The sequence below is a fragment of the Stenotrophomonas sp. 1L-E-5-B-C3 genome, assembly GCF_057292075.1.
The window spans coordinates 397,993-417,900 of sequence record NZ_JBXAWS010000002.1 but is presented as its reverse complement, the minus strand read 5'-3'; the positions used below and the strand labels follow the sequence as shown (position 1 = coordinate 417,900).

Here is a 19,908-nt window from a genome sequence, read left to right as displayed (position 1 = left end):
TCGGGGCCTCTTCGCGTTTTCCCTACGGCGGGGTATGCTGCAATGAACGGCCATTGTCGATACGCTCAGGGCCGTAACCTAAATCATCACGATTCCTGGAGGGGGAATATGAGTCTGGATCGTCCCTGGCTGCAGAGCTATCCGAAAGGCGTTCCCGCCGAAATCGACGTCAACGAATTCCATTCGGTAGCTTCGGTCTTCGACGCCTCCGTCGCGAAATTCCGCGACCGTCCCGCCTACTCCAGCTTCGGCAAGGTCATCACCTACGGCGAGACCGATACGCTGGTCAACCAGTTCGCGGCCTACCTGCTGGGTGAGCTCAAGCTCAAGAAGGGTGACCGCGTCGCCCTGATGATGCCCAACTGCCTGCAGTACCCGGTGGCCACCTTCGGCGTGCTGCGCGCCGGCCTGACCGTGGTCAACGTCAACCCGCTGTACACCGCGCGCGAACTCAAGCACCAGCTGGTTGATGCCGGCGTCAGTGCCCTGGTGGTGGTCGACAACTTCGGCGACACCGTCGAGCAGGTCATCGCCGATACGCCGGTCAAGCACGTCATTACCACCGGCCTGGGCGACCTGCTCGGCGCCAAGGGCGCGATCGTCAACTTCGTGCTGAAGTACGTCAAGAAGATGGTGCCCAACTACCACATCAAGGGCGCGATCCGCTTCAAGCAGGCGCTCAAGCTGGGCAGCCGGCACACGCTTCCGGCGGTCGAGATCGACCATGACGACATCGCCTTCCTGCAGTACACCGGTGGCACCACCGGCGTGGCCAAGGGCGCGATGCTGACCAACCGCAACCTGATCGCCAACATGCAGCAGGCGTCTGCGTGGCTGTCCACCTCGGGCATCGAGCCGGGCAAGGAAGTGATCATCACCGCTCTGCCGCTGTACCACATCTTCGCGTTGACCGCGAACGGCCTGGTCTTCATGAAGTTCGGTGGCTGCAACCACCTGATCACCAACCCGCGCGACATGAAGGGCTTCGTCAAGGAGCTCAAGGGCACCCGCTTCACCGCCATCACCGGCGTCAACACGCTGTTCAACGGCCTGCTCAACACCCCGGGCTTCGACGAGATCGACTTCTCCTCGGTCAAGTTCACCCTGGGTGGCGGCATGGCGGTGCAGCGCGCCGTGGCCGAACGCTGGAAGAAGACCACCGGGGTGACCCTGGTCGAGGCCTATGGCCTGACCGAAACCTCGCCGGCGGCCTGCATCAACCCGCTCACCCTGCCCGAATACAATGGCTCGATCGGCCTGCCGATCCCGTCAACCGATGCCTGCATCAAGGACGACAACGGCAACATCCTGCCGCTGGGTGAAGTGGGCGAACTGTGCATCAAGGGCCCGCAGGTGATGAAGGGTTACTGGCAGCGCCCGGAAGAAACCGCCACCGCCATCGATGCCGACGGCTGGCTGCACACCGGCGACATGGCCAGGATGGATGAGCAGGGCTTCTTCTACATCGTCGACCGCAAGAAGGACATGATCCTGGTGTCCGGCTTCAACGTGTACCCGAACGAGGTCGAGGACGTCATCGCGATGATGCCGGGCGTGCTGGAAGTGGCCGCGGTCGGCGTCCCGGATGAAAAATCCGGCGAGGTGGTGAAGGTCGTGATCGTGAAGAAGGACCCGAACCTGACCGCGGAAATGGTCAAGGAACATGCGCGGGCAAACCTGACCGGTTACAAGCACCCCAGAATCGTAGAATTCCGAAAAGAGCTGCCGAAGACCAACGTCGGCAAGATTCTCCGTCGCGAGCTGCGTGATACGCCCGCCCCGTAAGGGTTTCCGGGCAAGCGAGCAGAACAGGGACCCCGCCGGCAACGGCGGGGTCTTTTTATTACCGGAACATGGCCGGCACAGCGCTTGCGGGCGGTTCACGACGGGTGCATAGAATCAGTCGCCGCCGCACGTTCAGCTCGCCTCCCCTCACTCCTCTCCGTCCGCTCTGCGGTTGGCCGGACGGTCACACGGAGAACTCCCATGTCTGCAGTACGCCCCATCATCACCCGCCCCTCGCTGCACCCTACCCTGCGCATTACCGAAGAGCCCGAGCGGGATGTCTACTGGATCCACATGCATGCCAACCTGGTCAACCAGCCGGGCCGGCCCTGCTTCGCCTCGCGCCTGGTCGATGACATCGTCGACTACCAGCGCGAACTGGGCGAACGCCTCAGCGCCTCGCACGTCCTGTCACCCCATGTCGTCTTGGCCTCGGACAGTGACGTGTTCAACCTGGGTGGTGACCTCGAGCTGTTCTGCCGGCTGATCCGCGAAGGCGACCGCGCCCGCCTGCTCGACTATGCCCAGCGCTGCGTACGCGGCGTGCACGCCTTCCATGCCGGGCTCGGTGCACGTGCGCACAGCATCGCCCTGGTCCAGGGCAATGCACTGGGCGGCGGCTTCGAAGCTGCGCTGAGCTGCCACACCATCGTCGCCGAGGAAGGCGTGCTGATGGGCCTGCCGGAGGTGCTGTTCGACCTGTTCCCCGGCATGGGCGCCTACTCCTTCCTGTGCCAGCGCATCAGCCCGCGCCTGGCCGAGAAGATCATGCTGGAAGGCAACCTCTACACCGCCAGCCAGCTCAAGGAGATGGGGCTGGTCGACATCGTGGTGCCGGTCGGCCAAGGCGTTGCCGCGGTCGAACAGGTGATCAAGGACAGCCGGCGGATCCCGCATGCCTGGGCCGCGATGCGCGAGGTCAACGAGATCGCCAGCATGGTGCCGTTGCACGAAATGATGCGGATCACCGAGATCTGGGTGGATACCGCCATGCAGCTCGGCGAGAAGTCCCTGCGTACCATGGACCGGCTGGTGCGGGCACAGGCCCGGCGCAATGGCGACCCGGCCTGACAGCGCGGCGGTTCAGGACGGGCTGCGCTCGCTGTCGTCACGGCGCGCGATGTCCGCGCTGCGGGCGGCCAGTGCATTCCTGCCGAGGCGCAGGGCGGTGGCAAGACTGCCGAGGCGGGTCACCCACTCGCCCTTCAACTGCCAGTCCGCCATGCGCATGATCTCGCCACTGGAGGCGGCAACCTGGACCAGCCCCAGGTTGCTCGCCACCCCGCGCAGGGCGTGGGCGTGCTCGCGGAAGTCCTCCCAGGCCTGGCCTTCACCGCAGGCCTGCAGCTGGCCCATGCTCGCGTCGACATCCACCAGGCACTGGTCGATGAACTTGCGTTCGAAGCCATCGCCCATACCCAGCGACGCCAGCTCGTCCAGCACCGCGGTATCGAGCACGCCATCGCCAACCGGCAATGCCGGCACCGACTGGATGCCGGACTCGGCGCGGGTGTTGGCGGCGACATCGGCCAGCACTTCCAGCAGACGGGTGGCCACCACGGGCTTGGCAAGGAAGGCGCGGGCACCGGCCTGCTCGCAACGCAGGATGGACTCGGGGGTGACGTCCGCGCTCAGCACCATGACCGGAACGTAAGGCATGCCACTGGCCTGCATCACCCGCAACTGCTTGAGCAGGTCCAGTCCGCTCATGCCGGGCATGTGCAGATCGACGATCGCTGCGTCGTAACCGGCCTGCTCCAACGCATCGAGCACTTCGGCGCCGCCATTGACGCAGGTGACCTTGTGGCCGGCCTTCTCCAGCAACCGCTGCAGCACCATGCGGTTGGCTTCGTGGTCGTCGGCCACCAGCACGCGCAGGCTGCGCACCCGGGCACGATGACGCAGGAAGGGATTGGAAAATGCGATGACATTGCCGGCTTCAGCCACCTCGGACGGAACCGCCGGGGCTGATGAGGTCTCTGCCACGTCCAGCGTGATCTCGACCCAGAACACGCTGCCGCGCGGGCTGTTCGGCGCATAACCGACCTGCCCGCCCATCGACTCGACCAGGCCCTTGGCAATTGCGGTGCCCAGACCGGTGCCTTCATGGCGGCGGGCCAGGCCGACATCGCCCTGCTCGAAGGCATTGAACAGCCGGCCGCGCAGCGCCACCGGTACGCCGATGCCGCTGTCGACGATCTCGAATCGCAGGCGCATCCGCTCGCTACCCAGCACATCGGGGCTGGACACGCGCAGATGCACGTAGCCGCTGTCGGTGAACTTGACCGCGTTACCCATCAGATTGAGCAGGATCTGCTGCAGATGACCGGCATCACCCAGCAGGCGCGGCGGCACGTTGTCATCCACCTGCACGCGATAGTCCAGCGATTTGGAGCGGGTCTGCGGGGTCAGGATCAGGTTGATCGCCTGCAGCACGTCGGCCAGCGCGAACTCGTGCCACTCCACGCGCACCTTGCCCGCCTCGATCGCGGAGATATCCAGCACCTCCTCCACCAGCGCCAGCAGGCTGCGGGTCGAGGCCTGGATGGTGTTCAGGCACTCGCGCTGCTCGTCGTCCAGGCGGGTGGTGGCCAGCACTTCGGTCATGCCGGCCAGCCCGTTCAACGGCGTGCGGAACTCATGGCTCATGTTGGCCAGGAAACGGCTCTTGGCTTCGTTGGCCTGGCGCGCCTCTGCCACCGCCCGGGTCAAGGCATGCAGCAGCGAATCGAAGTACAGCGGAATCGCGCCCAGGCCCAGCAGCAGGCCCCAGCCCAGATAGTCGTGGCCGCGCCAGTACGGCGACAGCATCACCGTGCACAGGAAGGCCAGGCAGCCCATGGCCGTGGCCACGCGCAGGTAGGTGCTGCCGTAGCGCATGCCGTTGCCGATCGTGACCCACAGCATCACCGCATACAGCGGTGCCGCCGGCTCACCCTGGATGGTCATGATCCAGGCCATGCAGGTGTAATCGGTCAGCATGCCGATCACCCGGCGCACATGCGACGCGCCGGGATTGACCAGGATCGCCGCCAGCAGGCCGGCGGAAATGGTCAGCTCGAAGGCCAGGATCAACCAGGTCGTGGTCAGCGCTTCGCCACCGCCGCTCAGCGAACGCCAGCCCAGGTAGCTGATGAACAGCGCGGTGATGACGATGCGGATCAGGTTCTGCGCGTGCTCGCTGTCCTCGCGCCCGGACAGGCGCTGCTTGAAGCGGGCCAGCAACGAGCGGTTGGGGGAGGCAGCGGCGGGGGTCGTATCCATGGTCGGATGTCGCATCCTTCGGCGCAGCAGGGACGAGCAGCACAACGGCACCGCCAGCAGTCCCAGCCACAGGGAAAAGGCCAGGCCCAGGTTGGCCTGCCAGTAAGGGGTCATCAATACGGTCGTACCGAAACTGGCCATCGCCAGCACGATGGCCGCAGCCAGGTAGCGCGAGCCGAACCGCAAGCCATTGCCGACCGTCACCCACATCACCACCGCATACACCCAGGCCAGCGGCTCGCCCATCTGGATCATGCCGATGGCGATCAAGCCGTAGTCGGCCAGCATCCCGGCGACCCGGCGCGGATCGGAGCGCTCCGGCTTCCACAGCAGCCAACCGAACAGCAGCAGCGAAAGCCCCAGTCCGGTCAGCACCGTCGCCAGCACGCCCTGGTACTGCTCCAGACGGTGGAGGCGTGCTCCGGACAGCAGCACATAGACCAGGATCAGCGAGATCAGTACCACCCGCACGATCGCCTGGCCATGCTCCGAATCCGGACGCTGCGCCAACCGGCGCTTCACGCGTGCGAACAGGTCCTGCATGTCACCCACCCGGTCGCGTCGATGCCGTCGAGTGCTGGGCGCAGATGTCCATCAACTGCTGGTGACCGCGCATCAGCGCATCCACGCAGCGCGGGTCGAACAGTCGGCCACGCTGGGCGTACAGATAGGCCAGTGTGGCTTCCATGGTCCATGCTTCCTTGTACGGACGGGGCGAAATCAGGGCATCAAAAACGTCGGCAACGGCGACGATGCGCGCTTCCAGCGGAATCGCCTCGCCGACCAGGCCATCAGGATAGCCGCTGCCGTCATACCGCTCGTGGTGACGCAGCGCGATCAGCGCACCAACCTGGATGAAGCGATTCTGGCTACCGCTGAGCAGCTCATGGCCGATGCGCGGGTGCCGCCGCATGATCGCCAGTTCTTCGTCGTTGAGCTTGCCCTGCTTGAGCAGTACCGCATCGGGAATAGCGATCTTGCCCATGTCATGCAGGGGCGCGGCCATCTCGATCAGGCGCACGTCGTCTTCGGGCAGGCCCAGCTGCTCGGCAATCAGCCCGGCCACGCGCGCCATGCGCTCCAGGTAGGCACTGGTGCCGGCATCACGGAACTCGATCGCCCGAGCCAATCGCGACAGGGTCTCGCGCTCACGCTCTTCGACCTCGTGCATGCTGGCCAGCAACCGCTGCTCCAGCGACAAGGCGCGTTGCTTCACGTTCTCGGTCTGCTGGCGCAGCTGCAGCAGGTTGTAGCAGCGCGCACGCAGTTCGCGCGGGCGGATCGGCTTGACCAGGAAGTCGATGACGCCCGCTTCCAGCGCGGCCTGCCGGATCGGCTCGTCGCCGACGACGGTGATCAGGATCACGGGAATGTCGCGGTGCTTGGGCAGGCGACGGAAACGGCGGGCGAATTCCAGCCCGTCCATCTCCGGCATGCGGTAATCGAGCAGCAGCAGGTCGACCGGATGCGCCTCGCACCAGGCCAATGCGGTCAACGGATCACCGAAGTCATACACGCTCAGTTCCGGCGCGATATCTTCGATGACGTGACGCAGCATCGTCCGCGCGGACGTCTGGTCGTCAACAATGACGATGTTCAACGCGTACTCTGCCTGGTTTCTCGACCATGCTGGATCATCAGCAGGCGAGGATACCCTGCCGCTGCGAACGCTCGCACCCTGCATCGGCCTGACTCCCGTGTCATGCGTCCCGGTTCATGATCGTCATCACATTGTGAAGCGGACTCTCCACAGTGCGCACTCCCCCTGGCGCCGATCAAGCCACAACAGACGTCAAGGTAGTGCATTAACGATACGCCGAGTGCGGGAGGCGTCAATCGCGCCGTCTCATTTCGCGACGGCGCGCACAAACAGGAGTCAAAAAGACGACTTACTGCTCCGGACGCATGTACGGGAACAGCAGCACGTCGCGGATCGAGCTGCTGCCGGTCAGCAGCATCACCAGGCGATCGACGCCGATGCCGAGGCCGCCGGTCGGGGCCATCCCGTACTCCAGCGCACGGATGTAGTCGGCGTCGTAGTGCATCGCCTCGTCGTCGCCGCCTTCCTTCGCGGCCACCTGGGCCTGGAAACGCTGGGCCTGGTCTTCCGGGTCGTTCAGCTCGGAGAAGCCATTGGCCAGCTCCTTGCCGTTGACGAACAGCTCGAAGCGGTCGGTGTAGCCCGGATCGTTGTCGTTGGCACGGGCCAGCGGCGAGACCTCCACCGGATGGTCGGTGATGAAGGTCGGCTGGATCAGGGTGTGCTCGACGGTGGCTTCGAAGATCTCCAGCAGCAGCTTGCCCCAGCCGTAAGACGGCTTGACGCGGATCTTCAAGCGCTCGCAATGGCGCAGGAGCGCCTCGCGGTCGGTGCAGTCGGCAGCGGAGATTTCCGGGTTGTGGTGGCGCACCGCCTCGTCCATGCGCCAGCGGCGGAAGGCCGGACCCAGGTCGATCTTCGCGCCATCCCACTCGACTTCGGTGCCACCGTTGACGGTCGTGGCCACGTCACGGATCACGCCTTCGGTCAGGTCCATGATCTCGTTGTACGTGGCGTAGGCCTCGTACAGCTCCATCATGGTGAATTCCGGGTTGTGGCGGGTGCTGACGCCTTCGTTGCGGAAGTTGCGGTTGATCTCGTAGACGCGCTCCAGGCCACCCACGGTCAGGCGCTTGAGGTACAGCTCCGGCGCCACGCGCAGGTACAGGTCCAGGTCCAACGCGTTGTGGTGGGTGGTGAACGGCTTGGCCGCCGCGCCGCCGGGGATGTAATGCATCATCGGCGTTTCGACTTCCAGGAAGTCGCGGTTGTCCAGCCACGCGCGCATGGCGCGGATGATCTTCGAGCGCTTGATGAACACCGCGCGCGACTCCGGGGTCACGATCAGGTCCACATAGCGCTGGCGATAGCGCTGCTCGACGTCGGCCAGGCCATGCCACTTGTCCGGCAGCGGGCGCAGCGACTTGGTCAGCAGCCGGATCGATTCGGCCTTGACCGACAGCTCGCCGGTCTTGGTACGGGTCAGGCCGCCTTCGACGGCGATGATGTCGCCCACGTCCCAGCCCTTGAAGGCGGTGTAGGCATCGCCCAGCACCGTGCCCTGCAGGAACAGCTGGATGCGGCCGGACTCGTCCTGGATCTGCGCGAAACTGGCCTTGCCCATGATGCGCTTGGCCATCAGGCGGCCCGCCATCTTCACCTGGCGGCCGTTGCCTTCCAGGGCCTCGGCGGTCCAAGTATCGGCGTCGGCGAATTCTTCCTGCAGGCGGCCGGCGAAGTCCTCGCGACGGAAGTCGTTCGGGTACGCGATGCCCTGCCCACGCAGCGTTTTGAGTTTCTCGCGGCGCTCGGCGATCAACTTGTTTTCGTCAACGGGGGGGGTATCGGTAGCTTCGCTCATGGATCTGCGGGAATCGTGTAGTGAGGGGGGATGTTGCGCCCGGCACAGCCGGTTGCCCAGCATACCAAAACCGCCCAGCCCCGGCCCTGGGCCGGCGCCCTGCCCTGGTGGTCGCCAACCTTGGTTGGCGCTTTTCCGTGGCCTATGTATGCGGTCCGCCATCCACGCATGGCGTGGATCTACCGTCCGCCAACGCGGTAGCGCCGGGCCATGCCCGGCGGACAGGTCGCAGAAATCCGCCGGGCATGGCCCGACGCTACCAACCACCTGTTTCTACCCGTTCCCCGGGAACGCCTGACGCAGCTCGTCCACCAGCACCCGCTGGTTCTCCGAGTAGTCGATCGGCACCGATACCAGGTGCACCCCACCCTCGTTGAACGCCGCCTCCAGCGTCGGGATGAACTGCTCGATGGCCGTCACCTCATGCCCCTTGCAGCCATAGGCTTCCGCATACTTCACGAAATCCGGGTTACTGAACGTCATGCCGTAGTCGGTGAAGCCATCCACCGCCTGCTTCCAGCGGATCATCCCGTATGCGCCGTCGTTGAGAATCAGCACCACCAGGTTCAGGCCCAGCCGCCGCGCGGTCTCCAGCTCCTGGCTGTTCATCATGAAACCGCCATCGCCGCACACCGCCAGCACCCGCCGCTGCGGGTACAGGATCGAGGCCATGATCGCCGACGGCAGGCCCGCGCCCATCGTCGCCAGCGCGTTGTCCAGCAGCAGCGTATTGGCCACCTGGGTGCGGTAGTTGCGCGCAAACCAGATCTTGTACATGCCGTTGTCCAGCGCCACGATGCCGTCCGGCGGCATCACCTGGCGCACGTCGTGCACCAGCCGCTGCGGGGTGAATCCAGCTTCCTCGGCACGGTCAGCCAGGTGTTCTAGAATGGTCGCGCGCAGTGGCAGCAGCGCGTCGGCGTTCGGCACTGCACCTTCGATACGGTCGGCCAGCTGGGTCAGCGAACGGCCGATGTCACCGATCACTTCCACCTGCGGGAAGTACACCTGCTCCACCGCCGCCTGCGAATAGCCGATATGGATCACGGTCGGCCCACCCGGGCGCATCACGAACGGCGGTTTCTCGGTGACCTCATGGCCGATGGTCACGATCACGTCGGCCTGGTCGATGGCCATATGCACGTAGTCACGCTCGGTCAACGCGGCGGTGCCCATGTACAGGCCCGAGCCACCGGCCACCGCCCCCTTGCCCATCTGCGTGGTGAAGAACGGAATACCCGCGCGCAACACGAAGGCCGACAACGCTTCGCTGGACTGCGGCCGCGACGCCGCCGAGGCGATCATCAGCAGCGGGCGCTTGGCATTGCGGATGATCTCCGCTGCGCGGTCCAGTGCTTCCGGACTGGCAATGGGACGATCCACCGCGTGCGGCGGAATCAGCGCTACGTCCCCGACCTCATCGGCCGCGATGTCTTCGGGCAGCTCCAGCAGCACCGGGCCCGGGCGCTCTTCCAGCGCGGTACGGAATGCCTCGCGGACGATGGTCGGAATGGTGCGCGCCGAGACGATCTGCCGCGCCTGCTTGGTCAGCGGCTTCATCGTGCTGACGATATCGACAATCTGGAAACGCGCCTGCTTGCTGGCGACGATGCCCTTCTGGCCAGTGATCATGATCACCGGCCACGCACCCAGCAGCGCGTACGCGGCGCCGGTGGTGAAGTTGAGCGCGCCCGGGCCGAGCGTGGCCAGGCACACACCCGGCTTCCCGGTCAGGCGGCCGTAGGTGGCTGCCATGAACACCGCCGCCTGTTCGTGGCGGGTGATGACCAGCTCGATGCTGGAATGGCGGAGTGATTCGACCACGTCGAGGTTCTCCTCGCCGGGGATGCCGAAAATACGCTCGACGCCTTCGTTCTCAAGCGCGGCGACAAGCAGATCTGAACCCTTGGACATTGGAATGCCGTCCTTTTCGCTGGACTGATGATGGATCGTTGCAGGAAGGATGAAAGCTGCGCGTCAACGCTTGTCGAACCACACCGTCTGCGCGTTGACGAATTCGCGGATGCCGAAGTGCGAGAGCTCGCGGCCGAAGCCGCTCTTCTTCACGCCGCCGATCGGCACGCGCGGGTCCGAAGCGGAGAAGCCGTTGACGAACACGCCGCCGGTCTGCAGCCGGCGTGCCAGCTGCATGGCCCGCGCGCGGTCGCCGCTCCACAGGTTGCCACTGAGGCCGAACTCGCTCTGGTTGGCCAGTTCCACCGCATGGTCGGCATCGCGGGCGCGGCTGATCGAGGCCACCGGCCCGAAGGTTTCGGTATCGAAAGCCTGCATGCCCGGCTCCACGTCGGCCAGCACGGTGGGGGCGTAGAACGCGCCCGGGCGATCCAGTTGATGGCCACCGACCAGCAGCTTCGCGCCGGCGTCCACCGAGGCCCGCACCTGCGCGTCCAGCTGCTCCAGCAGATCCTGGCGTGCCATCGGACCAATGCGATTACCCGCTTCACGGCCATCACCGATGGCCAGCGCCTGCACCTTCTGGCAGAACTGCGCCACGAAACGGTCGTACACCGCGTCTTCGACGATGATGCGCTTGCCGGCGATGCAGACCTGCCCGGTGTTCTGGAAGCGTGAGGCCACCGCCGCTTCGACGGCAGCGTCCAGATCGGCGTCGGCCAGCACGATGAACGGGTCCGAGCCGCCCAGTTCCAGCACCACCTTTTTCAGCGCCTGCCCGGCCTGGGCGGCGATGCTGCGGCCGGCGGCCACGCTGCCAGTCAGGGTCACCGCCGCGATGCGGTCATCGGCAATGGCACGACTGGTGCCTTCGCGGCTGATGTTGGCGGCAATGAAGGTACCGTCCGGCAGACCGGCATCACGCCACGCCGCGTCGAGCAGCTGCGCGGTACCGACGATGTTCTCGGCCGGCTTCAGCAGGAAGCCGTTGCCGCCCATCAGGATCGGCACCGCCGCGCGCATCACCTGCCAGTATGGGAAGTTCCACGGCATGATGCCCAGCACCACGCCCAGCGGCAGGTAGGACACGTAAGCCTTGTCGTCGGGCACCTGGGTCGGTTCGTCGCGCAGGAACTGCGCACCGTTGTCGGCGTACCAGTCGCACAGCACGGCGCACTTCTCGATCTCGGCCAGCGACTCGGCCTGGACCTTGCCCATTTCGGCGGTGGCCAGCGCAGCCAGCTTCTCGCGGTCACGGCGCAGTACGGCAGCCATCGCGCGCAGCACCTCCGCCCGCTGTTCGAGGCTCCTGGCGCTCCAGGCCGCGAAGCCGGCCTGGCCGCGGTCAAGGATCGCTTCCAGTTCGGCGTCGGTGGCGAAGGGATGACTGGCGATCTGTTGGCCGGTGGCGGGATCGCGGGAAATGGCGGTGGTGGGGGCAGCGGACATGCAGGTCTCCTGGTGTCTCGACAACGGGCGGTGGCCCGTCTCCTGCACAGGAATGTGGACCCGATGGACGGGCACAACAAGGCGTCTACTTATCCTGTGACCTGCACTTACCTGCCTGAATGGGGAGCTCTTGGCAGGGCTGCGCCCTGCACCCGCCGAAGCAACAACAACAGCCGAAGCAACAGCACAAGCTGGTTTCCTGCGGGATGGCGGGGTGGGTCCGGTTGCGGGGGCCGCTGCAAGTACGTCCATGTAAGCTCGGTCGCCGCATCCATGCGGCTCACGCCCCCGCAACCGGACCCACCCCGCCTTCGACAATTTCCCGCGATCTGTCGGAACGGATCCAACTTCAGATGAATTTCGATATCTGACAGATGTGTCGACCAAGGTCGACACCTACCAACAGCCGCCGGAATCTGTCAGAGGCGGGGCGGTGTCGGAGTGCGGGGTGTCAGCCGCATGGATGCGGCTGCCAAGCCTACACGGACGTACTTGCGGCGTCCCCGCACTCCGACACCGCCCCGCCAACCTACGGATAGCTCGCTGTTGCTGTTGCCGTTGCTTCGGCTTGAAGCAGGTGCAGGGCTGCAAGCCCTGCCGAACAACCCCCTACCTTCGCGGCAGGTAGGTCACCAAGGACAGATCGTGCCGGCTCTCCGGCACCAGCGCCACGTACTGCAGGTCCAGCAACCCGCGCGTGGGATGGTTCAGCTTCTTCGCACCTTCGTCGAACCGGCGCACATCGTGCTCCGGCCACCACTGGCGGAACTCCTCGCTATGCGCGGCGATGTCCTCGGCCAGCGCGAGGAACGGGGCCTTGTCCGGCGCCTGCGCCATCGCCGCGCGGAAGCCTGCCAGCAGGCCGCGGGTCATTTCTTCCCAGTTGAGGATCAACGTGCGGTACGGCGGGTACAGGAACATCAGCCGCAGCGTGTTGCGCTCATGTGGCGCCAGCTGGCTGTAGTCCACGAACAGGTCGGCGATGGCCGGGTTCCAGGCCAGGATGTCGTAACGGGTATTGCGCACGTAAGCCGGGATCGGCTGCATCGCTTCGACCAGCTGGCGCAGGCCATCGGTGACCGTCTCGTCGGGAGACTCCAGTGGCACGCCGTAGCCGGACAGCGCGAACGCATAGGCGCGTTCGTCATCACTCATGCGCAGTACCTGCGCCAAGCGCTCCAGCACCTCCGGCGAAGCGCGCACTTCGCGCCCCTGCTCGATCCAGGTGTACCAGCTGACGCTGACCCCGATCGCCAGCGCGACTTCCTCCCGCTTCAGGCCCGGGGTGCGCCGGCGCCCGGCCGGGAGGCCGAGCGTGGCGGGGTCGACACGGGCACGGCAGGCCTTGAGGAAGCCGCCAAGTTCCTTGCGTTCACTTTCGCTGCGCATCATCGCCCTCCATCACGGAGGGCGATGATATCCGCGCAGGCACGTCGATCAGGCATCGACGCGCTTGGAGCCCACGGCCAGGCCGGCCTTCAGGCTGGCTTCGACGAACTCGTCCAGGTCGCCGTCGAGCACCTTCTGCGTATCCGAACGCTCGATGCCCGTGCGCAGGTCCTTGATACGGCTCTGGTCGAGCACGTAATTGCGGATCTGGCTGCCCCAGCCGATGTCGGACTTGGTGGCTTCCACGGCGTCCTTTTCGGCGTTGCGCTTCTGGATCTCCAGCTCGTACAGCTTGGCGGCCAGCATCTTCATCGCGTTGTCGCGGTTCTGGTGCTGGCTGCGGCCGGTCTGGCAGGCCACGACGATGTTGGTCGGGATGTGGGTGATACGCACCGCCGACTCGGTCTTGTTCACGTGCTGGCCACCGGCACCGGACGAACGGTACACGTCGGTACGCAGGTCGGCCGGGTTGATGGTGATGTCGATGTTGTCGTCGATTTCCGGCGACACGAACACCGAGGTGAAGCTGGTGTGGCGGCGGTTGTCCGAGTCGAACGGCGACTTGCGCACCAGGCGGTGCACGCCGGTCTCGGTCTTCAGCCAGCCATAGGCATAGTCGCCTTCCACGCGCAGCGTGGCCGACTTGATGCCGGCGACGTCGCCACCGGAGACTTCCATCAGCTCGGTCTTCCAGCCGCGCGATTCACACCAGCGCAGGTACATGCGCAGCAGGATCTCGGCCCAGTCCTGGGCTTCGGTGCCACCGGCACCGGCCTGGATGTCGACAAAGGCAGCAGCGTTGTCCATCTCGCCGGAGAACATGCGCTGGAACTCCAGCTTCTCCACATGCGCCTGATGCTTGTCCAGGTCGGCCACCACGGCCAGTGCGGTGTCCTCGTCCTGCTCGGACTCGGCCAGCTCAAGCAGTTCGGTGGCATCAGCCAGGCCGTCCAGCACCGAGGCGATGCCGCCCACGGTCTTTTCCAGGCTGGAGCGCTCGCGGCCCAGGTTCTGGGCGTATTCGGCGTTGTTCCAGACGTCGGGGCTTTCCAGCTCCCGCGTTACTTCTTCAAGACGCTCTTTCTTGGCGTCGTAGTCAAAGATACCCCCGAAGCGACAGCACGCGATCGGTCAGATCGGTGATGCGCTGGCGGACAGGATTCAGTTCGATCATGTCGGCGGTTATGCATTCAAAAGATGACTGGTAATGATACCGCAGGCCGGCGAAACCGGCATGAGGGGGGGCCGGCCGGTAGAGTCGACTGCCAGTCGACTGCTCTCCGTTCAGGTTGTGGTGAAGCCCGCGCTGCGCGCGCAGGTCGACTGACAGTCGACTCTACCCCCCGCCCAGCGCCTGCCGCAGCACTGGCAGCTGGCGCCGGCTGCAGGGCACTTTGGCCCCATCGGCCATATGCAGCAGGGCCTCGCCGCCGTCCAGCGGCTCAATCGAGCGCAACTGGCTACGGTGGATCAGCCAGCTGCGGTGCGGACGCAGGAACTCGCCCGGGTCCAGCCGCTGTTCCAGTACCGCCATGGTGATCCGCAGCGGGTAGTCGTGGCCGCGTACCCGCAGGTTCACGTAGTTCCCCGCCGCCTGGGCGTACTCCACGTCCGCGGTGGCCACCAGGAATTCCTTGCCCAGCTTGCGAACCAGGAAATGCTGGGGGCGCTCGACCGGCTCCACCGGCGGGCCGACGTCGGGCTCGGTCAGCAGGTGCGCTTCACCCTGCCGCTGGCGGCCGAACCAGGCCACGGCGTGCACGGCAATCACCAGCAGGCTGTAGGTCTGCACGTCCTTGAAGAACTCGTAGAACCACTGCGCCGGCCAGGCGCCATAGGTGTAGTGCTGGCCAATCAGGGCGAAGGCCAGCTTGCGCATCAGCACCATGGCACTGACATGCAACAGCCACCAGGCAACGCCACCCAGCACGTAGAAGCCGATCCGGCGCCGCCAGGTGTCTGCATGCAACGGCCACCGGTGAGCGGCGGCATGCAGAAGTGCCAGCAGGCCCAGGCTGGCAAGCGCACTGCTGAACTCCTCGATCGAAGCCGCAAGGCCCGGGAATGGCTGGGCGTCCCGCAATGCCCGCATCCACTGCGCCAGCACATTGCCCGCAGCGGTACACAGGAACAGCAGCGACCAGAACACTGCAGCCATGCCCGCGCGGTTGGGACGATCTGCAACAAGGGCGGGATCGACCGCCGGATCTCCATTTTCCATGCCGCCATTGTTGCCCATCCGACCCTTTCCGCATCGGCCATTGGTCCCAATAACCCCTCCATTGGACCCTGCAAGGCTGCCATTGCACCCTATCCGCTGGCGACACTGAGCCTTGCGGCGGAAGGTGAAGCATCCTCCTGACGCCCATCGCCATGCACCGTCGCCACGATCTGGACACCCTGCGCATCGCCGCCTTCGCGTTGCTGATCCTCTACCACGCCGCCATGGCCTATGTGGCCGGCTGGGACTTCCACCTCAAGAGCGCCTACACCGCCGAATGGCTGCAGTGGCCGATGATCGCGCTGAACCGCTGGCGTATGCCGCTGCTGTTTGCCATCAGTGGTATCGCCTTGGGCCTTTCCCTGCCAGACCACGGGCGACTGCAGCACACGCTCCGCCGTAGCTGGCGCCTGCTGCTGCCCCTGGTCTTCGGTATCGTCGCGGCGGTGTCCCTGCAGGCCTACTGCGAGGCCTTGGACAAGGGTGACGTGGCACCGGGGCTGGGCCATTTCCTGTGGCGCTACTGGCAGTTCCGGCCGTGGCCGGGCGCGCACTTCAGTGGTGCCGCCTACGGCTTCACCTGGAATCATCTCTGGTACCTGGCCTACCTTCTGCCCTACACCGTACTGGCAGTCGTGCTGGCCAGCCTGCTCCGACCATTGCGCAGGGCGCTGCCGCGCTGGCAACCCGGTGATCGCCTGCTCGGGACCCTGCTGCTGGTGCTGCCGGTAGCGTGGCTGACCTGGGCACTGCTGGTGCTGATGCCTCGCTGGCCACCCACCCACGCCTTACTGGACGACATGTACGTGCACGCCGAATCGCTGCCGCTGTTCTTGGCCGGCTTCCTGGCGGCACGCTGGCAGCGCGGCTGGGATCTGCTGGTGCGCGGGCGTCGCGTGACCCTGACCCTGGCGGCGTTGGGGCTCTGCCTGGAGCTGGGCATCCGCGCACTGGCCCGCCTGCCGCATGTGGGCGATCTGGATGCGTGGGTGCTGGCACTGCCGTGGGCCCAGACCGAACGCGTCGGCCGCGCGTTGTATACGTGGTGCATGCTGCTGACCCTGTTCGGCTGGGCGCGCGTGCTGCTGGACCGTCCCTGGCACGGTCTGAACTACTGCCGCGAAGCTGTGTTCAGTTGGTACATCCTGCATCAGACTGTGCTGATCGTTCTGCTGTACGCGCTGCGCCCGCTGCAGCTGGGCCCGTGGCTGGAACCTGCACTACTGGTGGCTGGCACAATAAGCGCCTGTCTGCTGATCCACGAGCTGCTGATCCGACGTGTGCGCTGGCTGCGCCCGCTGTTCGGCCTCCGTGCCGATCCGCCAGCGTCGCCGATTGCACGCGCCGCAACGGCGCGCTGAGTTCGGTGCCGTTGTAGAGCCGAGCCCACACTCGGCTGCTTCTGCCGTGAACCGAGCATAGGCTCGGCTCTACCTTGAGGCAGTCGAGCAAGCTCGACTCTACAAAAGCCCGGAATCGATCATTTCACCTCGAACTCGCCTACCAGCACGGTCTCGGCACGATCCTTCAGCCGCATCGTCACCATCTGGTCCTTCTGCTTCGGCGTGCCCCAATGGGTGGTCAGCCGCAGCATCAGCGTCGTCGCACCGGTCACCAGCTGCTGGCGGCTGCCGAAGTAGTTGGCCTCCACCTTGTACTTGCCCGGCTTGGCGTTGCGCAGCGAGAACTGCTCGGGACCATAGCCACCAGTGAAGTCCTGCGACATCTGCCCACCCTGATAGGTCAGGCGGTTGCCGTAGTACGCGCGCTCGCCGTTCGGGTCGGTCACCCACAGGTCCATGTCGCTGTTGTCGGCATCCCACGACAGCACCACGCGCAGGTCCAGCGGCATCGCCTGCAACAGGCGCGGGTCGATGCTGCGGGTATCCAGCCGTGTCGTGCTGCCTGCCACCAGGTTGGTCAACTCGTCCAATGCGATCAGGGCGATGCCGTCGAAGCGGTTGTCCCACGGCCGCACCACCACCTGATACAGCGGCGCCAACGCCTGCTGCGGCTTGCCCGCAGCCGCCAGTGCCAGGCCAAGATCGCGGAAGCTCTGCGGTTCTTCCTGGCCCATCGCCAGCACCTGCTCGAACACCGGAACCGCCAGTGCCGGCGCATCGGCCTGCATCAGCCGGTAGCCGAGCACACGCAGCAGGTGGCGGTTGTCCAGGTCCATCTCGGCCAGGTTGGACAGCACACGCAGTGCCAGTTCGCGCTGGCCCTGCTCCAGCAACAGATCGGCCACATCGAGGAAGAACGCGCTGCTGTCGGCATGTGCGTCACGCTCGGCCAGGTAGCGGTCATACAGTTGCGACGCCGGGCCCTGGCGCAGTCGCCGGGCGATGGCCGAGTCCGGCTGCCACGCCGCCAGCTGGATGCCGAGCTCCCCATTGTTGGCGGCGGATGCAGCGACAACGCTGCCGGTGAGCGCGACCACATCCAGCGCTTTGTTCGATGCGGAGGCTGAGCGACGTGCACGCGCGCTGCTGGCTTCCATGCGTTGCTCGGCGGCGGCCATCGGTGCCGGCGCGAGCGGTGCCGCGGGGGCCGGCGCAGCGAGCATCGCCACCGGCGCCGAGTCCATCGCGTAGTCCGCGGATGCAACTTCCAGCGCCCCGCCCTTCAACTGCGGAGGCGCTCCCTTCGGCCAGCTTCGGTTCCACCACTGCTGGCGTTCCTTCCAACGTGCGGCAACCTGGTCCAGGCGCTGGCGATCGGCAGCGGCGCGATCGCTCACCTGCCGTGCGAAGCGGGCATCGTACTCGGCACGCAGCTTGCCGGACGGGCGGATCGCGTAGCGCAGGTAGTCCTCCAGGGTCTCCAGCACGATCAGCGAGGTGTCCGGTCCGACCAGGCCGAACTGCTGCGACAGCAGTTGCATTGCCTCGCGATTGCCTCGGCGGTCGGCGCCGAGTTGCTGCAGACGGGCCTGCGCCCACAAGCCGGCCAGCAGCTCACCGTCGTCACTCTTCTGCGTTGCCGGCAGCGCCTGCCATTCACCGCCGCCCACGCGCACCCGCATCGGCACGCCGTCCGCCGCAAGGCGGGCATGCAGCCATAGCCAGCCTTCGGCCTCGCTGCGACGATCGATCACAACATCCTGTACGCCACGGCCCGCATCCACCTGTACGTCCAACGGCGACGACAGCAGCTCCCGCGCAGCCGCGTCAACATCCTTGCCCAGCGCGACGAAGCGTCCGCCATGGGCTTCGCTCCAGCCGCGCAGGCGCACTGCATCGGTTCGCGCACCAGCACTGCTGACCGCGAACAGGCGCTGCTGCGGTGCGAGTGCTGGCAATGCTTCCGGTCCATAGGTCAGCAGGCCATCGCTGACCAGCAGGTACTCCTTCACGCTTGGCTGTGGCTGCCATTGCGCCAGCGCGCTGGCACCGTCCGGGCGTACGGCCTGCAGCGCTGCGCGCAGCTCGCTCCAGTTGCCTGCACGGACACGGAAGCGACGCATCGGTTCGGCACGGTCACGCAGCACGGTCAACGCCACGGTGCCGTCACCCATCGCTGCGAAGTAGCGATCCAGCAGCGCGAACTCACGTGTGCGATCGCGCTGGCCCGCCGAACCGGAGCCGTCCCACAGCAGGCCGATTTCGCTGGGCAACGTGCGGGGCGTGCTGCTGGGCGACACCGGCAGCTGCGCCAACAGGTAGTGCCCGTCCTGCCAGGGCGCCACCTGCACCTGTGCCTGGCGTGCCGCCGGCAGGCTCCACTGCAGCTGCGTCGGCAACTGCGCGCCCCTGCCCTGCCAGTGCAGCTGGCCCGCGTTGATGCGGAACGGAGCCGTACCTGCGGTGGCCGCTTCCGGCGCCTGCAGCTTCAGCTCAACCGATGCAGCGCCAGCGGCGAACTGCAGCGGCAGCGTCCACTGCCAGCCCTGGCCGGCGAAGGCCAGCGGTTCGCGAATCACCAGCTGCACGCGTCGGCTGCCACCGGCCGGCAGCGGATAGATACGCAGGCGGAACTGGTTGCCGGCAGTCTGTTCCAGCAGGCCCGGGTCGACACCGCGGCGGGCGATTTCCTCGAATACCTGGCGGCCGCGGTCCTTGGGCACCGGCACCGCGTCACGCAACTCGCCGTTGATGTCCAGTGCAAAGCCGCTGATCTGCTGACCATCGGCCAGCGGGAACTGCAGCTCACCCTCCAGCACGCGCCGGTTCGGGTTGTGGAATTCGAGGGTGATCCTGGTCTGGGCGATGCCGGCCTGGACCTCGCCTTCGATACGGGCACGCTGCAGCTGCACCGGCTGTTCGGCGGCGGGCGCAATCAACAGCGGGGTGGTGGCTTGCGGCCTGGCAATACGTGGCGACTGAGCGCCGACAGGCCCAGCCGCGAGGGCCAGCAACAACACAGCGCAGCAACGGACGAAGACCATGACAGGGCTCCAGTGGGATCGTGGACATTTGAACGCACGGACAGCCGGAATGGGGTTGGACCGTGCGCGGCTTTTCTTTGCCCCCACCCACAGGCACC

General features: G+C 66.0%; 12 protein-coding genes. 3 read left to right on the top strand and 9 right to left on the bottom strand.

Features of this window, described 5'->3' with window-relative positions:
• The first annotated feature begins 108 nt into the window (after positions 1 to 108).
• Positions 109 to 1,785, top strand: coding sequence for a fatty acyl-CoA ligase RpfB (gene rpfB, locus AC0Z6F_RS04625; protein WP_065723198.1), 1,677 nt, complete (start codon positions 109 to 111; stop codon positions 1,783 to 1,785).
• A 201-nt stretch (positions 1,786 to 1,986) separates the two neighbouring features.
• Entirely contained in the window at positions 1,987 to 2,856 is an 870-nt protein-coding gene (gene rpfF / locus AC0Z6F_RS04620) for a diffusible signal factor synthase RpfF (RefSeq protein ID WP_485616583.1), read from the top strand.
• A gap of 12 nt (positions 2,857 to 2,868) precedes the next feature.
• On the opposite strand, the gene AC0Z6F_RS04615 is transcribed toward rpfF, so the two are convergent.
• The 8 genes from AC0Z6F_RS04615 to AC0Z6F_RS04580 form a co-directional block, all read right to left on the bottom strand.
• Complete coding sequence (locus tag AC0Z6F_RS04615; RefSeq protein ID WP_485616584.1) at positions 2,869 to 5,592, bottom strand: response regulator; 2,724 nt, start codon at positions 5,590 to 5,592, stop codon at positions 2,869 to 2,871.
• A 1-nt stretch (position 5,593) separates the two neighbouring features.
• The gene (rpfG, locus tag AC0Z6F_RS04610; protein ID WP_006364528.1) at positions 5,594 to 6,733 is read right to left on the bottom strand and encodes a cyclic di-GMP phosphodiesterase response regulator RpfG; all 1,140 of its coding nucleotides are present in this window, start codon (positions 6,731 to 6,733) and stop codon (positions 5,594 to 5,596) included.
• A 205-nt stretch (positions 6,734 to 6,938) separates the two neighbouring features.
• Positions 6,939 to 8,450, bottom strand: a complete 1,512-nt coding sequence (gene lysS / locus AC0Z6F_RS04605) for a lysine--tRNA ligase (protein ID WP_065723196.1) — start codon at positions 8,448 to 8,450, stop codon at positions 6,939 to 6,941.
• A gap of 273 nt (positions 8,451 to 8,723) precedes the next feature.
• Entirely contained in the window at positions 8,724 to 10,364 is a 1,641-nt protein-coding gene (locus AC0Z6F_RS04600) for an acetolactate synthase large subunit (RefSeq protein ID WP_012510938.1), read from the bottom strand.
• 63 nt (positions 10,365 to 10,427) lie between these two features.
• Positions 10,428 to 11,813, bottom strand: a complete 1,386-nt coding sequence (locus AC0Z6F_RS04595; RefSeq protein ID WP_006364475.1) for an NAD-dependent succinate-semialdehyde dehydrogenase — start codon at positions 11,811 to 11,813, stop codon at positions 10,428 to 10,430.
• Positions 11,814 to 12,422: 609 nt separating this feature from the next.
• The gene (locus AC0Z6F_RS04590) at positions 12,423 to 13,205 is read right to left on the bottom strand and encodes a helix-turn-helix transcriptional regulator (RefSeq protein WP_046985666.1); all 783 of its coding nucleotides are present in this window, start codon (positions 13,203 to 13,205) and stop codon (positions 12,423 to 12,425) included.
• A gap of 45 nt (positions 13,206 to 13,250) precedes the next feature.
• Positions 13,251 to 14,376 (bottom strand): peptide chain release factor 2 gene (gene prfB, locus AC0Z6F_RS04585; RefSeq protein ID WP_012510936.1). Its coding sequence is split into 2 segments (ribosomal slippage): positions 13,251 to 14,300 and positions 14,302 to 14,376, totalling 1,125 coding nucleotides; the frame shifts between segments, so codons are not numbered across the junction.
• 162 nt (positions 14,377 to 14,538) lie between these two features.
• Positions 14,539 to 15,441, bottom strand: a complete 903-nt coding sequence (locus tag AC0Z6F_RS04580; protein WP_485616586.1) for a LytTR family DNA-binding domain-containing protein — start codon at positions 15,439 to 15,441, stop codon at positions 14,539 to 14,541.
• A 134-nt stretch (positions 15,442 to 15,575) separates the two neighbouring features.
• On the opposite strand from AC0Z6F_RS04580, the gene AC0Z6F_RS04575 reads away from it, so the two are divergent.
• Entirely contained in the window at positions 15,576 to 16,784 is a 1,209-nt protein-coding gene (locus AC0Z6F_RS04575) for an acyltransferase family protein (protein WP_485616587.1), read from the top strand.
• Between the two features lie 119 nt (positions 16,785 to 16,903).
• Here AC0Z6F_RS04575 and AC0Z6F_RS04570 read toward each other — a convergent pair whose 3' ends face one another.
• Complete coding sequence (locus tag AC0Z6F_RS04570) at positions 16,904 to 19,810, bottom strand: VIT domain-containing protein (protein WP_485616588.1); 2,907 nt, start codon at positions 19,808 to 19,810, stop codon at positions 16,904 to 16,906.
• Positions 19,811 to 19,908 lie beyond the last annotated feature (98 nt).

What these genes read in the sequence shown, in the direction of transcription:
- rpfG (WP_006364528.1), bottom strand. Translation starts at nt 6,733, where the DNA reads ATGCAGGGTGCGAGCGTTCGCAGCGGCAGGGTATCCTCGCCTGCTGAT.
- rpfB (WP_065723198.1), top strand. Translation starts at nt 109, where the DNA reads ATGAGTCTGGATCGTCCCTGGCTGCAGAGCTATCCGAAAGGCGTTCCC.
- lysS (WP_065723196.1), bottom strand. Translation starts at nt 8,450, where the DNA reads ATGAGCGAAGCTACCGATACCCCCCCCGTTGACGAAAACAAGTTGATC.
- AC0Z6F_RS04600 (WP_012510938.1), bottom strand. Translation starts at nt 10,364, where the DNA reads ATGTCCAAGGGTTCAGATCTGCTTGTCGCCGCGCTTGAGAACGAAGGC.
- AC0Z6F_RS04615 (WP_485616584.1), bottom strand. Translation starts at nt 5,592, where the DNA reads ATGCAGGACCTGTTCGCACGCGTGAAGCGCCGGTTGGCGCAGCGTCCG.
- AC0Z6F_RS04590 (WP_046985666.1), bottom strand. Translation starts at nt 13,205, where the DNA reads ATGATGCGCAGCGAAAGTGAACGCAAGGAACTTGGCGGCTTCCTCAAG.
- AC0Z6F_RS04575 (WP_485616587.1), top strand. Translation starts at nt 15,576, where the DNA reads ATGCACCGTCGCCACGATCTGGACACCCTGCGCATCGCCGCCTTCGCG.
- AC0Z6F_RS04570 (WP_485616588.1), bottom strand. Translation starts at nt 19,810, where the DNA reads ATGGTCTTCGTCCGTTGCTGCGCTGTGTTGTTGCTGGCCCTCGCGGCT.
- rpfF (WP_485616583.1), top strand. Translation starts at nt 1,987, where the DNA reads ATGTCTGCAGTACGCCCCATCATCACCCGCCCCTCGCTGCACCCTACC.
- AC0Z6F_RS04595 (WP_006364475.1), bottom strand. Translation starts at nt 11,813, where the DNA reads ATGTCCGCTGCCCCCACCACCGCCATTTCCCGCGATCCCGCCACCGGC.
- AC0Z6F_RS04580 (WP_485616586.1), bottom strand. Translation starts at nt 15,441, where the DNA reads ATGGGCAACAATGGCGGCATGGAAAATGGAGATCCGGCGGTCGATCCC.